Raw genomic sequence first — 12,530 nt, forward strand, 5'->3', positions numbered from 1 at the left:
CGCAAAAATGAATGGAATGTACATAGGGAACTCACAGCCGGCTTCGATCAAACGATCTTGAAGCCGGCTTTTTAATAACTGCCAATTGTTTGGCTACATCTCCACCCAAAGACGCAGAAAGAGATATATCCCAAGCCTGTTCGACAAAAATTAAATGAAGGATATGCTTAAACTGTAAACAAACCAGGCACAGACGTTCAATTTCACCATAAAAGGAGATACGGAAAAATGAAAAAAATTATTTTTGTCCTGTTGCTCGCAGTTGTTGTCGTCGTCGGGGGTTCTCTTGTGTGGAGCATTACGAATTTGTTTTCCGGTGAATCGAATGCTGCTGTCAATGAAGTGAAAAGCTTTAATGGAAACAGCATCGCGGAAATTGATGCGTCAACGGATGTCGGAGATATAACGATCGAAGAAAGTGCGGATGATGAGATCCATGTGGAACTCAAGGGAGATTTAAGTCGGGATGAAGCGGGAGACCTGAAATTCGGAGTGGAAGACGATGACGGAACGTTACACGTTACGGTCTCGCATGATAACGAAGTATCATCCATTTTCTCATTGTTCAGCTTCGGCTCAAAATTTGCGGGAGACGTAAACCTGGAGATCCAATTGCCGAAGAAGGAATTCGACAGCATCCGCTTGGCTTCCAATGTCGGGGATATTGAAGTGAACGAAGCAGCAGGCCCGCTTGACATTGAAACGGAAGTCGGTGAAATCCGGGTCACTGCCGATACCATTGTGGAGGACATAGCCATCCACTCCAATGTCGGGGATGTGGAATTCAAGGTGAATGAAGTGCCGGCCAATGTCACTATCGATTTGCGGACGGATGTCGGAGATGCCAGTACGGAACAAGTCAATGGAATGCAGCGTGCATCCGGCCGGGAAGTGATGCAGGAACTTGGCGAAGGCGGCCCGACATTGAAAATCGCTACGCAAGTCGGGGAAATCGACGTCAAGCAGCAGTAAAAGACAGGGCGGAAGTGAGCATGCTGCCGAAAAGAATGAATGGTGCATATAGACGCTGACTTTTGCCAGTACCCGTTTTTGTTCCTATAATGGACAGAAGACGGAAAACAGGAAAAGGAAGAGGATGTATGCATTTTCGTATTGATCCAGCCGCAATTGATTATTTGAAAGCAAAAGACAAGGCATTGGGCGAAGCGATCGACCGGATCGGCCCTGTAAGGCGGGGAGTCGATCCGGATCTGTTCGCGTCACTTGTCAACAGCATCATCGGCCAGCAGATTTCTTCGAAAGCGCATGTGACGATCTGGAACCGGCTTGTGGAAAAAGTCGGCGAAGTGACGCCGGTGAGCATACTGGCTCATTCCGATGAAGAGCTCCAATCGATCGGCGTGTCGTTCCGGAAAGTGAGTTACATTAAAGGAACCGCCGAAAAAATCGTTTCCGGTGAACTGGATATCGATGCCTTGTACGAACTGTCGGATGAGGAATTGTGCCAGGAACTTTCGAAGCTGAACGGCATCGGCAAATGGACGGCCGAAATGCTCATGCTGTTTTCAATGGAACGGCCGGATGTGCTGAGTTACGGCGACCTTGCGATTGTCCGCGGACTCCGCATGCTGTACCGGCACCGGAAAATCACGCCTGAACTGTATGCCAAGTACAAGCGGCGCTACTCGCCGTACGCCAGTGTCGCCAGCCTGTATCTGTGGGAAATCGCGGGCGGTGCACTTCCGGAACTGACCGATCCGGCGCCGATGACGGAAGCGGAAAAGAAAAAGCGGGCGAAGGCGAGACGGGCAACAGCGAAAGAGAAGTAGATGGTGAGATGCGTGAAGGCAATATGTTCAGAACTGTGATGAAAACCGTTATCCAATTGATAACGGTTTTTTTGCTGTTTCATTCATGATGAAATCAGATGGTAAGTGATGAAGACGGTGGTGTATTTCAATGAAATCAACGGATGAACAAAAAGGCCGGCAGCGGATGCGCTGCCGGCTTATTTGTGTCCGCTCATCGGATTGATTGTACTTGAATTGTGTCTGACACAGGGAACGGAAAACCCAATCATTTTCAGGAAGCAGGCCCTGCTTTTCTCCGGCTGTACTTTTTTGTAAGCAGAATGGCCATATTGATAATGCCGATCAGAATAAAGACAAGCTGAAATACAAAAGGCACCAAACCCTGTCCGATGAGATCCGGTTCAGCAGCAGAGGCGAAGAAGCCGCCCGGCAGCAGGATAAGCGCACTGGACAGGAGCGAGACGAAGATTGCGAGTCCAAGGCTATGCCGTTTCTTTAACGTTATGACCCCAAGCCTCCAGGAAAGCAGGAAGGCACTAATGAAAAAGGCAATGTACACAAAATCTCTCAATTGAATAAGTGTATCCACTCTCATTCTCCTTTACACAGTCTGATTCACTGGGTTCAAAGCAGCAACTGAAGACGGAAACAGCCTGATGTCACTGGCGTAACAAGCCATGCACCTCCTGTCGCTCTCTTGGCGTCTTCGGGAATAAAAGCGCAATAAAGCTGGTAAGCGGATTATACTTTCAATATAGCACTTTGCTTAAGTGAAAAGACAGTCGGCAGCATGTCAGCTGCCGCGTTTCATACAAAAAATTAAGCTGAGGCTGCTCCCGTAGAAAGGCTGTACGAGACCCTTCGGATACATAACAAGGCTGACAGAGGGAATAAGTGATGTATACTTATGTATACAAACAAAAAGCTGATTTTTGGTCAGTGAAGGAGGAAGCGATTCTTATGCAGCAAGTTAACAACTATATCGATTCAGTATTTAACGGGCAGGACGCAGTACTTGAAGACGTGCTTTCATCTATCCGGGAAAACGGCATGCAGTCCATTTCCGTATCCCCGTCATCCGGCAAATTGCTTACGGTACTCGTCGCAATAGCGGGAGCTAAAAATGTCCTGGAGATTGGTGCGCTCGGCGGCTACAGCGGAATTTGTCTTGCCCGGGGCTTTGGCAGCGAAGGAAAGCTGACAAGCCTGGAGTTGGAAGAAAGTTATGCAGAACTGGCAGCGGCAAATTTGGCGAAAGCCGGTTTTGGCGGGCAGACCGCTTATCTGACAGGCCCCGCCTTAGCAAGCTTGGAGAAGCTCATTGCCGATCAGCGCCGGTTCGACTTTTTCTTTATCGATGCGGACAAAGAAAATTACGAGAATTACTTGGATCGCTGTATCCGATTGGCGGAACCGGGTGCGGTGATTGTGGCGGATAACGTACTGGCCGGAGGCAGTGTGGCAAACCCGGCGGCCTTACCGAAACGCTATACGGAGACGATGAAAAAGTTCAACGAGGCAGTCGCCCGCCATCCGCAATTGGAATCCGTGCTTGTGCCGACTGGTGATGGCCTGACTGTTTCACGAGTGAAGGAAAAGTGACGGACATACGGGGAAGTAAGAAATAGCTGACTGATGAAATCATCAATTCCCATTGAATTGATGATTTTTTTATTGCAAATACACTAAAAAAGAGATACATTTAGATGGAATATTTTATTGCATTTGCAATAAAATAAGGTGGAGGAGGAAGGCATGAAGCAAATTCTGCGGGAAATCGGCATGATTGCCAGGGCACTCGATTCAATCAGCAATATCGAGTTCAAGGAGTTGGATCTTACGAAAGGGCAGTATCTGTACATTGTGCGGATTTGTGAAAATCCCGGCATCATTCAGGAAAAACTGGTGGATCTGATAAAAGTGGACCGCTCGACGGCAACCCGGGCGATCCAAAAACTCGAAATGAATGGTTTTATTGAAAAGAAAGAAGATCCGCACAATAAAAAAATCAAAAAGCTCTTTCCGACAGAGAAAGGAAAGCGCGCTTATCCCTTCATCATCAGAGAGAATGAGCATTCCAATGCGGTCGCGCTGGCAGGATTCTCCGAACAAGAAGCAGCGCTTACCTTCGACCTGCTGGAACGCATACGAAAGAATGTTGAAAAGGACTGGGAATCTGTGAAAAAAGGCAATAAGCGGGATTATTGATCAAGTAAAGGAGTGAACGGGTTAAATGACGATTGAAATCAGGACTTGCACGCCGGACGATGTGCGGACGCTTAAAGAAATCAGCGCGGAAACATTCAGTGAGACATTCAAAGATCAGAATTCCCCTGAACAATTGACGGCCTACGTGGAAAAGGCGTTCAGCTTAAAGCAATTGGAAAAGGAAATCGCCGACCCGTCATCGCGGTTCTATTTTATTGTTTTTGAGGGTGAAGTGGCGGGGTATTTGAAAGTTAATGCCGGACATGCCCAGTCGGAAGCGATGGGGAACGACGCACTTGAAATTGAACGGATTTATGTGAAAAATAAATTTCAGAATCTCGGACTCGGGAAGCATCTGCTGAATAAAGCGCTGGATGTCGCTAAGGAGGACGGGAAAAAGAAAATCTGGCTGGGCGTATGGGAAAAGAATGAGAAAGCCATCGCCTTTTATGCGAAAAAAGGATTTATCCAAACCGGCGCGCATTCTTTTTACATGGGCGATGAAGAACAAGTGGACTTCCTGATGACCAAACCACTCTCATAACAATCAAGGAAAGGCGGCTCCTAATGTACATTCCAAAACAATTCAAGGTCACAAATGTCGAAGAGATTCAGGCGTTTATCCAGGAACATGCCTTCGGAACGCTGGTCACCACAAAGAAAGGCCGGCCGATCGCGACCCATTTGCCAATGCAGTTGGTGAAAGAAGAGGAAGGTTATGCTATAACGGGGCATATGGCTTATGGGAATCCTCAGTGGCGGACCCTTGAAGCTGCTGAAGAAGTGCTGGTGATGTTCCAGGGACCTCACGCATACATTTCCTCTTCCTGGTACAGTCAGGAAAACGTTCCGACCTGGAACTATCAGGCTGTCCATGTGTACGGCAAAGCGGCTATTCTTACTGAAGAAGCATTAAAGCAAGATTTGACAGCCCTCCTGCAAACACATGAAAAACATCGGGACAACCCGGTGCTGTGGGATACGCTTTCCCCGCAGCTGCTGGAGAAGGAATTGAAGGGAATCGTCGGCTTCAAAATTGCCGTGCAGGAAGTCCAAGCCGCCTATAAATTAAGCCAAAATCGAGAGGAAGCGGATTATCGGCACATCATGAAAAAACTCAACGACGAACAGGCTGTTCATGCGTCTCACGTAGCCGAAGCGATGGAGAAAGAGTTGAATAAGAAGAAATAAAGATCGATACGCCTACAAAAATAAAGTACTGGCCGAAATCAAAAATAATGCCCCAACAAAAGCCGCTTTTCGAATCCATCCGGGTTCTGAAAGCGGCTTTTTGCTTTTCTAAATTAATTGTTAAGATTACTGGTTACTCATTTGCAAACCATCCTTTTTGTCGTACTATTGAGCATATTATTCAAAAGGCAAAAAACTTGCCGCCGATTCACACAGGAAGGGAAAGGGAGGAACCGGATGACCCAAATCAGAAAAAGTGCCAGTCTTTTAGCAATCGGCGTTCCGAAAGTGCTTCAGCTGATCTTAAACGTCTCGCTTGTTCTTCTGTCACTGGTCCTGTCATTTCTGTTGGTGAAGGAACTTATGGTATTCGGCCGGCTTTCAATCGAGGCGGGCATACATGAATACACATCTCTCCTCGAAAGTATCTTGCTGTTCTTTTTGTATTTTGAATTCATCACGATGATTGTAAAGTATTTCAAAGAAAATTATCATTTCCCTCTCCGGTATTTTATCTATATCGGCATTACGGCGATGACCCGGCTGATTATTGTCGAACACCATGACCCGGTCAGCACGCTTTTGTATTCGGCCGTCATCTTAGTGCTGATCATCGGCTATTTCATTATGAACTTGACGCCGCGGGAACGGCCGGACAGCAGTTGGTTTTTCAAGAAAATATGAAGTCGGAGCAGGCGACTGTCCATCAGGTAGTCCGGCAGCTTGAAGTGAATTTTTTCAATTGGTATAATTTTCATGAAAACTAATGGATACGCATACTAGGGGAGGGAAATGGATGGGGACAGAACGAATGGTACCATCGTTTGACGGCACAAAGCTTTTCAGCCAAAAAGATGAAGCGGAAAACGCGCGGGGAGTGGTCGTCATTTCACACGGACTCGCTGAACACCTCGGCCGCTATGACGCCATCACGGTGAGCCTGCTGGAGAATGGCTATTCGGTGTACCGCTATGAACAGCGGGGGCATGCACGTTCAGAAGGGAAACGAACATTTTTCAATGACTATAATGAAATGCCCGATGACTTGAAGACGGTCGTAGATTTGGCGAAAAAAGAGAATCCGGACCTGCCGGTGTATGTCATCGGCCACAGCATGGGCGGCTTTACGGTCGCGCTGTATGCGACAAAGTATCCGGGTGCAGTGAATGGCATCGTGCTGTCGGGTGCGCTGACCCGCTACAATAATGGCTTGTTCGGTCCGCTGCCGCTCGATATGGATTCGGACGTGTATGTGGATAACGAACTCGGCGAAGGGGTGTGCAGCGATCCGGCCGTGGTGGAGGCGTACGTCAACGATCCGATGGTCGAGAAGAAGATTTCCATCGGGCTGATCAACGTGTTCCCGGAAGGCATCCAGTACTTGAAAGACCATGCGGCTGAGCTGACCGACCCGGTTCTTGTGCTCCACGGGGCGGATGATGGCCTCGTCGCCGAAAAAGATTCGCGGGATCTGTACGGCGACATCGGCTCAAAAGACAAAACGCTCACCATCTATGGCGGTCTTATGCATGAAATTTTCAACGAACCATCGAAATACGAAGTTTATGATGATGTGATTTCCTGGCTGAAAAAGCATTAAGAGGAGTCGCAAGCCGTTTGTGAACTGAACATATACTTTTCAAGCCAACCAAGCTGATGCCGGTTTTCCGGTGTCAGCTTTTTGCGATTACGGGATCAGGCGCGATGGAATTAAAGTGAAATCACTTTAAAGCCGGCTGAGTGCATGTTAAGAGTGGCTGTGTGTAGATTGAGACCGATCGAATGCATTTTAAAACAGACTGAATGCGTTTTAAGGACGGATGGAGCGAAGTTTAAGGGCCTTTGGATGCATTTTTAAGCTATTCTTCAACCGGTTGAACCTGAGATGAAAGGAAATCCTGCCGAACGGGATTAATGGCGGGGGAAGAGGGAAAGACAAATCAGTACAGACACCATGTGAAGGAGATGATGCCTTGGTCACTCATCAGATTGCGGTGTTACTCTTAATCGGCTACATTGTGTACACCATTGACTTGAAGCAGAAGTATTTTCCGGTACCGGTCGTGCTCGTGCTGCTTGGCATGGTGCTGTCTTTTATTCCATTTCTTTCTGACTTGTATATCTCGCGCGAAATCATCTTCAACGTGTTTTTACCTGCATTGCTTTTCACCTCTGCGTATAAATTTCCGCTGGCTCAACTGAAGAAGCACATCGGCATTATTACAACGTTCAGCACCGTCGGTTTGATGGCCACGGCTGCGCTCCTCGGCACTGCAATTTACTTTGTCAGTGATCCCTTCATCTCCCTGTCACTGACCGGTGCTTTTCTGCTCGCCGCCATTCTCATCCCGACCGATCCGGTCTCCGTTACCGCCATTATTAAAAACAGTACGGGAAAAGAAGAATTGGCAGATGTGGTGGAAGGGGAATCGATGGTGAATGATGGCACAAGTATTGTGCTGTTCACCATTTTCCTTTCCATGGTCCAGACAGGCAACCGGTTCTCTTTCTGGCATTTCCTTTCAGAACTTGTTCTTGTATCTGCGGGAGGAATCCTTGTCGGTCTTGTGATGGGCTGGCTCGCGAGCCGGGCGATCTATTATACGCACAACGAGCGCTATCATGTCATGCTGACAATTGTATTGGCGTACGGCAGTTTCTATATTGCCCATGCACTCAGCGTATCCGGTGTGCTTGCCTCGGTCGTGGCCGGCATCATGATGGCTTACGAATTCGGGCGGACGATGACTTACCGGATCAAGGATTCATTGGACGAGTTCTGGGAGATTATCGAACCCACCATTCTGTCCATTTTGTTTTTGATGATCGGCATCCGGGCTGTGCCGTATATCACCTTTACGGAATGGGGGCTTGCGGTCATCATCTTTGTGCTGTCTGTCTTTGTCCGCTTTGCCGTACTGAGCGGCCTCGTGTATGCGGTTCCGGCCTGGCGGAAGGATTTTAAAGGATATGCATCGATTTTATCGTTGGCCGGTATCAAAGGAACGATGTCGGTCGCCCTTCTGTTGTGGCTGGAAACAGAAGAGATGAGCACGGAAGCGCCGTTGATTTCCGTCGCGTTTGCGGCTGTGCTGCTGTCATTGATTCTGCAAAGCGTCGGCATTTACCCGATGACCCAATGGCTGACGGCCCGCAAAAAATAAAATCGGCTTATTTAATAGACCTTTGCCTATCCGCAGGCGAAGGTTTTTTTGTTGGGTAATTCAAGTGAAATAGTGCTTATTCAATAAATAATATCCTTTTATAGATAATTAATTATTGATAAACGATAAATCATGTGCTAAATTTTAATTGAAATCAATTGAAGTGAGGTGCCTTATGTGAAAGGGGAAACACTCTTTTTAAAACTGATCGTCATTCTGCTGGCGCTTCCGGTCATTGCGGCGTGTGTCTTTTTACTGCCATGGCTGATTCGGGACACGATGGCGAGCGATTGGGAATATGCGCATTTGCTTTACCCGATTCTGATTGCGATGTACCTGTCGGCGATTCCATTTTTCATCGCATTGCATCAGACGTTCCGGCTGCTCAGTTTTATTGACAGAAATAATGCATTCTCGGAGCGGTCGGTCCGCGCGCTCCGCAACATCAAACGCTGCGCAGTGACGATCAGCGGCCTGTATGTGCTCAGCATGCCGTTTTTCTTTCTCGTAGGGGGACCGGGATGATGCACCCGGTGTTGTCCTGATCGGCATGGTGCTGATCTTCGCACCCATCGTGATTGCGGTGTTCGCCGCCGTGCTGCAAAAGCTTTTAGCGAATGCCATCGAAATAAAATCAGAAAATGAGTTAACGGTCTGAGGTGAAAAATATGGCGATTATCATTAACATCGATGTCATGCTGGCGAAACGGAAAATGAGCGTAACAGAACTATCGGAACGGGTCGGAATTACAATGGCGAATTTATCGATCCTGAAAAACGGCAAAGCGAAAGCGGTCCGGTTCTCGACGCTCGAAGCGATCTGCAAGGCGCTGGACTGTCAGCCCGGAGATATTTTGGAATACCGGCAAGACGCAGAGTCTGAAAATGCGGGAGATGGCGCAAATGCAATGGAATGAAAATGAAGCGAGGTGTTTAGCATGAAACGGGAAACGTTCTTTTTGAAGTTCGTAATTTATCTGATCGGGCTCCCGGCGCTGGCCGTCTGTATTTATGGCTTTTCCAGATTCGATCCCAACTCCCCGTATTGGGCGCTTCCGGAACTTGAGAACCTGCAGTACCCATTATTGGTCGGCATGTATCTTGCGATGATTCCATTTTTCATCGCACTGATTCAGACGCTGAAACTGCTCAACTATATTGATAAAAACCAGGCGTTTTCGGAAGCGGCTGTCAAATCACTGAAGACAATCAAGTACTGCGCCATCATCATCATCGGGTTATTCATACTGGAATTGCCGGTCCTTTACCTGCTCACAGCAGTGGATGATACACCCGGAATCCTGATCGGCATGGTCGTCATTTTCGCGTCGCTCGTGATTGCCGTCTTTGCTGCAACGCTTCAGAAGCTGTTGCATAACGCGATTGAACTGAAGTCCGAGAATGATTTAACCGTCTGAAGTGACAGAACAGCGAAGGACTGAGCGCCTGCATTGGACTCCCGGTGGATGCGTAAAGTAATTCCATGCTGCCTTAATCGAAATTCAATTTCGGTGGGATGATTTATTTTGATCAATACTGAAGAAAATAAAGGGTCTATCAAATATTTTTATTCCACGCTCACTTGGGCTTTACTGAATCCGTGATAGGAGATATACTATTCTTACAACTTAATCGACCTCGACACCCGTCGAAGGGGAGTAGCTATAGGGAAACCTATTTCACAATCGTCAGTCCATGGCTTAGCGCCATCGGTTGTGATAGCGATAAAATTGCTTAGCGAGACCTTTGCCTGTTATTTAGGCAGAGGTCTTTTATGTTGACCAAATTTTGGGAGGCATGGCGATGGAAGCGATTTTATTGGAGTACGTCTGGGTGTTGCTGGTGCTCATTGCGCTGGAGGGGCTGCTTGCGGCAGATAATGCGGTGGTGCTGGCCGTCATGGTAAAGCATTTGCCGAAGGAACAGCAAAAAAAGGCGTTGTTTTACGGACTGGCCGGTGCCTTCATATTCCGGTTCGCCGCACTGTTCATGATTACATTGCTCGTGGACGTTTGGCAGATTCAGGCATTAGGTGCAGCGTATCTGCTGTTCATTTCGTTCAAGCACATTTATGACCGGCGGAAAGGGAAGGCGCATACCGTCGAACCGGAAGCGACACAAGGGTCCGGTTTCTGGATGACCGTTCTGAAGATCGAGCTGGCGGATATTGCGTTTGCAGTCGATTCCATGCTGGCCGCAGTCGCACTTGCCGTTACATTGCCGCATCTGGGCAATTTCGAGGTCGGCGGCATCAATGGCGGGCAGTTCTCGGTCATGCTGGCCGGAGGACTGGTGGGTATCCTGATCATGCGGTTCGCCGCGCATAAATTCGTGAAGCTGCTGGAAGTGTACCCGCAGCTGGAAACCGCCGCTTTTGTAATCGTTGGCTGGGTCGGCGTGAAACTGATGGTGCTCACGCTTTCTCATGAAAGCCTGGGAATTCTGCCGTATGACTTTGCCCATTCGGCTCCGTGGAAACTCACATTCTGGGCAGTGCTCCTCGGGATTGTCGTCAGCGGGGTTTTGGTTAGCATCAAAAAGAAAAAAGAATCGGATATGAAGGCGAAAACTGAATCCTGCTAACGAGAATGGATGCCTGAGTGGCCCGCTATAAAACCGAATAAAGGTCCAAGAGAGACCGGCAGTTGGCGGCCAGTCCATCTGTTTCGGGAAGTAGTGCCCTCTCGCCTGCATGTTTCCGAAAGGAATTTATTGTCGCTCGATTTCAGCGGATACAGATACTATATCAGACTGGTACGGCAAAATGCCTGCAAAGGAGAATGATTATGAAAGATGCCCTGACGATTAAAGAATTGCATACACAAAATGAAATTCTGGGAGCCTATCCAGTCATGCAACAACTGCGTCAACACCTTGATCAAGAAACATACCTGGATTTGGTGTTAGAGGCGAAAGAGAAGGACAGATACAGAATATTTGCGTTGATCGAGGAAGGGGAAATAGTCGCGGTAACGGGCTTTAAGCCAATGATCACGCTGTATTATGGCAGATTTGTCTGGGTTTGTGATTTGGTGACTGATGCAAATAAGCGTTCTAATGGTTATGGGGGAAAGCTGCTCGCCTATGTCCATGGTTGGGCAAAGGAAAACAATTATGAAAGTGTCGCGCTGTCTTCAGGATTACAGAGAACCGATGCACATCGTTTTTATGAAGATAGAATGGATTATGACAAAGTAAGCTATGTATTTAAAACGGTTTTAAATTAAGCTGCGTTTATTCGCAGTGTTTTTACAAACGAGGATGCAAAAAAACGGCCACCAATTCGTTTTCGGATTGGTGGCCGTTTTAAATTGCAGTTTCCCGTTTTGCCACGGTGAGCAGGACCTCTTACTGAAACTCGGAGTACTTAACTTTATTTTGCCCGAACATCCTGCATGGCATCGAGCTTTTGAACGTCTTCCGGTGAAAGGGTGAAATCAAGCTGCTTGTTTTCAATGATGCGGCTTTCATTTGTCGATTTCGGCAATGGCAGCGTGTCGTGCTCCAAGCAATAGCGGATACAGATCTGCGCCGGCGTGACCCCGTATTTCGTTGCCATATCCTGAATTTCCGGGCTGTTTAGAATCTGGCCGGTTGCAAGCGGTGAATACGCCTCCACAACAATATTGTGCTGCTTGCAGAATTCAAGCAGGTTTTTCTGGTCGCGCCCGATGTAAAACGGAATCTGGTTGACCATCGGCACGATGTCACACGCATCGAGGAGTGCCTGAATATCGCTTTCGGAAAAGTTGGAAACGCCGATCGACCGGATCGCTCCGTCCTTGTAGAGCTTCTCCATCGCTTTCCAGGATGCGATGTTGCCTTCTGTGCAATCCTTGCCGATATCGTCCCACGGCCACGGGGCATGGATCAAGTAAAGATCCAGATAATCAACCCCGAGATTCGTAAGCGAGCCGTCAAATGTACGCAGCGTTTCATCGTAACCTTTCATATGCGCCGGCAGCTTGCTCGTGAGGAATACATCTTCCCGGGCGATATCGAAATCCTTGATCGCTTTCCCGACATTCTCCTCGTTTTGATACACGAGCGCTGTATCGATATGGGTATAGCCGTTCTTCAAGGCAACGGTCACAGCATCATATGCTTCTTCGTTCGGGATTTGCCAAGTACCGAACCCGATATCAGGAATTTCGACATCGTTATGCAGTGTGAATGTGTTTTCTTTTGTCATGCA

The 12,530-nt window shown here is 47.9% G+C and carries 15 protein-coding genes and 1 pseudogene; 14 read left to right on the top strand and 2 right to left on the bottom strand.

The genetic code is table 11. The features are described 5' to 3' along the window. Positions 1 to 228: 228 nt before the first annotated feature. On the top strand, positions 229 to 972 hold the full coding sequence (locus tag B0X71_RS03680) for a DUF4097 family beta strand repeat-containing protein (RefSeq protein WP_077588176.1): 744 nt from the start codon (positions 229 to 231) through the stop codon (positions 970 to 972). 128 nt (positions 973 to 1,100) lie between these two features. Then, a complete protein-coding gene (locus B0X71_RS03685; protein ID WP_077588177.1) occupies positions 1,101 to 1,790 on the top strand; it encodes a DNA-3-methyladenine glycosylase family protein in 690 nt (229 codons plus the stop codon). Positions 1,791 to 2,043: 253 nt separating this feature from the next. On the opposite strand, the gene B0X71_RS03690 is transcribed toward B0X71_RS03685, so the two are convergent. Beyond that, entirely contained in the window at positions 2,044 to 2,361 is a 318-nt protein-coding gene (locus B0X71_RS03690) for a hypothetical protein (RefSeq protein WP_077588178.1), read from the bottom strand. A gap of 371 nt (positions 2,362 to 2,732) precedes the next feature. On the opposite strand from B0X71_RS03690, the gene B0X71_RS03695 reads away from it, so the two are divergent. The 12 genes and pseudogenes from B0X71_RS03695 (at position 2,733) to B0X71_RS03750 (ending at position 11,562) form a co-directional block, all read left to right on the top strand. After that, positions 2,733 to 3,374, top strand: coding sequence for an O-methyltransferase (locus tag B0X71_RS03695; RefSeq protein ID WP_077590886.1), 642 nt, complete (start codon positions 2,733 to 2,735; stop codon positions 3,372 to 3,374). 153 nt (positions 3,375 to 3,527) lie between these two features. Continuing rightward, positions 3,528 to 3,980, top strand: coding sequence for a MarR family winged helix-turn-helix transcriptional regulator (locus B0X71_RS03700; RefSeq protein WP_077588179.1), 453 nt, complete (start codon positions 3,528 to 3,530; stop codon positions 3,978 to 3,980). A 25-nt stretch (positions 3,981 to 4,005) separates the two neighbouring features. Beyond that, positions 4,006 to 4,524: a spermidine/spermine N(1)-acetyltransferase gene (locus tag B0X71_RS03705; RefSeq protein ID WP_077588180.1), complete on the top strand. Its 519-nt coding sequence runs from the start codon at positions 4,006 to 4,008 to the stop codon at positions 4,522 to 4,524. A gap of 23 nt (positions 4,525 to 4,547) precedes the next feature. Next, a complete protein-coding gene (locus tag B0X71_RS03710; protein WP_077588181.1) occupies positions 4,548 to 5,171 on the top strand; it encodes an FMN-binding negative transcriptional regulator in 624 nt (207 codons plus the stop codon). 237 nt (positions 5,172 to 5,408) lie between these two features. Further along, positions 5,409 to 5,855, top strand: coding sequence for a phosphate-starvation-inducible protein PsiE (psiE, locus tag B0X71_RS03715; protein ID WP_077588182.1), 447 nt, complete (start codon positions 5,409 to 5,411; stop codon positions 5,853 to 5,855). A gap of 112 nt (positions 5,856 to 5,967) precedes the next feature. Beyond that, positions 5,968 to 6,771 (top strand): alpha/beta hydrolase, encoded by an 804-nt coding sequence (locus B0X71_RS03720; protein ID WP_077588183.1) that lies wholly within the window; start codon positions 5,968 to 5,970, stop codon positions 6,769 to 6,771. A gap of 373 nt (positions 6,772 to 7,144) precedes the next feature. Beyond that, positions 7,145 to 8,335 carry a cation:proton antiporter gene (locus B0X71_RS03725; protein WP_077588184.1) on the top strand — a complete coding sequence of 397 codons (1,191 nt, stop codon included), beginning with the start codon at positions 7,145 to 7,147 and terminating at the stop codon, positions 8,333 to 8,335. A 177-nt stretch (positions 8,336 to 8,512) separates the two neighbouring features. Next, positions 8,513 to 8,993: pseudogene (locus tag B0X71_RS03730) on the top strand (DUF2975 domain-containing protein). 10 nt (positions 8,994 to 9,003) lie between these two features. Then, on the top strand, positions 9,004 to 9,252 hold the full coding sequence (locus B0X71_RS03735; protein ID WP_077588185.1) for a helix-turn-helix domain-containing protein: 249 nt from the start codon (positions 9,004 to 9,006) through the stop codon (positions 9,250 to 9,252). Between the two features lie 21 nt (positions 9,253 to 9,273). Continuing rightward, complete coding sequence (locus B0X71_RS03740) at positions 9,274 to 9,753, top strand: DUF2975 domain-containing protein (protein ID WP_077588186.1); 480 nt, start codon at positions 9,274 to 9,276, stop codon at positions 9,751 to 9,753. Positions 9,754 to 10,138: 385 nt separating this feature from the next. Next, a complete protein-coding gene (locus tag B0X71_RS03745; protein ID WP_077588187.1) occupies positions 10,139 to 10,918 on the top strand; it encodes a TerC family protein in 780 nt (259 codons plus the stop codon). Between the two features lie 203 nt (positions 10,919 to 11,121). Continuing rightward, positions 11,122 to 11,562 carry a GNAT family N-acetyltransferase gene (locus B0X71_RS03750; RefSeq protein WP_156889790.1) on the top strand — a complete coding sequence of 147 codons (441 nt, stop codon included), beginning with the start codon at positions 11,122 to 11,124 and terminating at the stop codon, positions 11,560 to 11,562. Positions 11,563 to 11,708: 146 nt separating this feature from the next. Here the strand turns inward: B0X71_RS03750 and B0X71_RS03755 are convergent, their stop codons facing one another. After that, a complete protein-coding gene (locus B0X71_RS03755; RefSeq protein ID WP_077588189.1) occupies positions 11,709 to 12,527 on the bottom strand; it encodes an aldo/keto reductase in 819 nt (272 codons plus the stop codon). Positions 12,528 to 12,530: the final 3 nt, after the last annotated feature.

Source organism: Planococcus lenghuensis, from assembly GCF_001999905.1.
GTDB lineage: Bacteria > Bacillota > Bacilli > Bacillales_A > Planococcaceae > Indiicoccus > Indiicoccus lenghuensis.

What these genes read in the sequence shown, in the direction of transcription:
- B0X71_RS03680 (WP_077588176.1), top strand. Translation starts at nt 229, where the DNA reads ATGAAAAAAATTATTTTTGTCCTGTTGCTCGCAGTTGTTGTCGTCGTC.
- B0X71_RS03685 (WP_077588177.1), top strand. Translation starts at nt 1,101, where the DNA reads ATGCATTTTCGTATTGATCCAGCCGCAATTGATTATTTGAAAGCAAAA.
- B0X71_RS03695 (WP_077590886.1), top strand. Translation starts at nt 2,733, where the DNA reads ATGCAGCAAGTTAACAACTATATCGATTCAGTATTTAACGGGCAGGAC.
- B0X71_RS03700 (WP_077588179.1), top strand. Translation starts at nt 3,528, where the DNA reads ATGAAGCAAATTCTGCGGGAAATCGGCATGATTGCCAGGGCACTCGAT.
- B0X71_RS03705 (WP_077588180.1), top strand. Translation starts at nt 4,006, where the DNA reads ATGACGATTGAAATCAGGACTTGCACGCCGGACGATGTGCGGACGCTT.
- B0X71_RS03710 (WP_077588181.1), top strand. Translation starts at nt 4,548, where the DNA reads ATGTACATTCCAAAACAATTCAAGGTCACAAATGTCGAAGAGATTCAG.
- psiE (WP_077588182.1), top strand. Translation starts at nt 5,409, where the DNA reads ATGACCCAAATCAGAAAAAGTGCCAGTCTTTTAGCAATCGGCGTTCCG.
- B0X71_RS03720 (WP_077588183.1), top strand. Translation starts at nt 5,968, where the DNA reads ATGGGGACAGAACGAATGGTACCATCGTTTGACGGCACAAAGCTTTTC.
- B0X71_RS03735 (WP_077588185.1), top strand. Translation starts at nt 9,004, where the DNA reads ATGGCGATTATCATTAACATCGATGTCATGCTGGCGAAACGGAAAATG.
- B0X71_RS03740 (WP_077588186.1), top strand. Translation starts at nt 9,274, where the DNA reads ATGAAACGGGAAACGTTCTTTTTGAAGTTCGTAATTTATCTGATCGGG.
- B0X71_RS03745 (WP_077588187.1), top strand. Translation starts at nt 10,139, where the DNA reads ATGGAAGCGATTTTATTGGAGTACGTCTGGGTGTTGCTGGTGCTCATT.
- B0X71_RS03750 (WP_156889790.1), top strand. Translation starts at nt 11,122, where the DNA reads ATGAAAGATGCCCTGACGATTAAAGAATTGCATACACAAAATGAAATT.
- B0X71_RS03755 (WP_077588189.1), bottom strand. Translation starts at nt 12,527, where the DNA reads ATGACAAAAGAAAACACATTCACACTGCATAACGATGTCGAAATTCCT.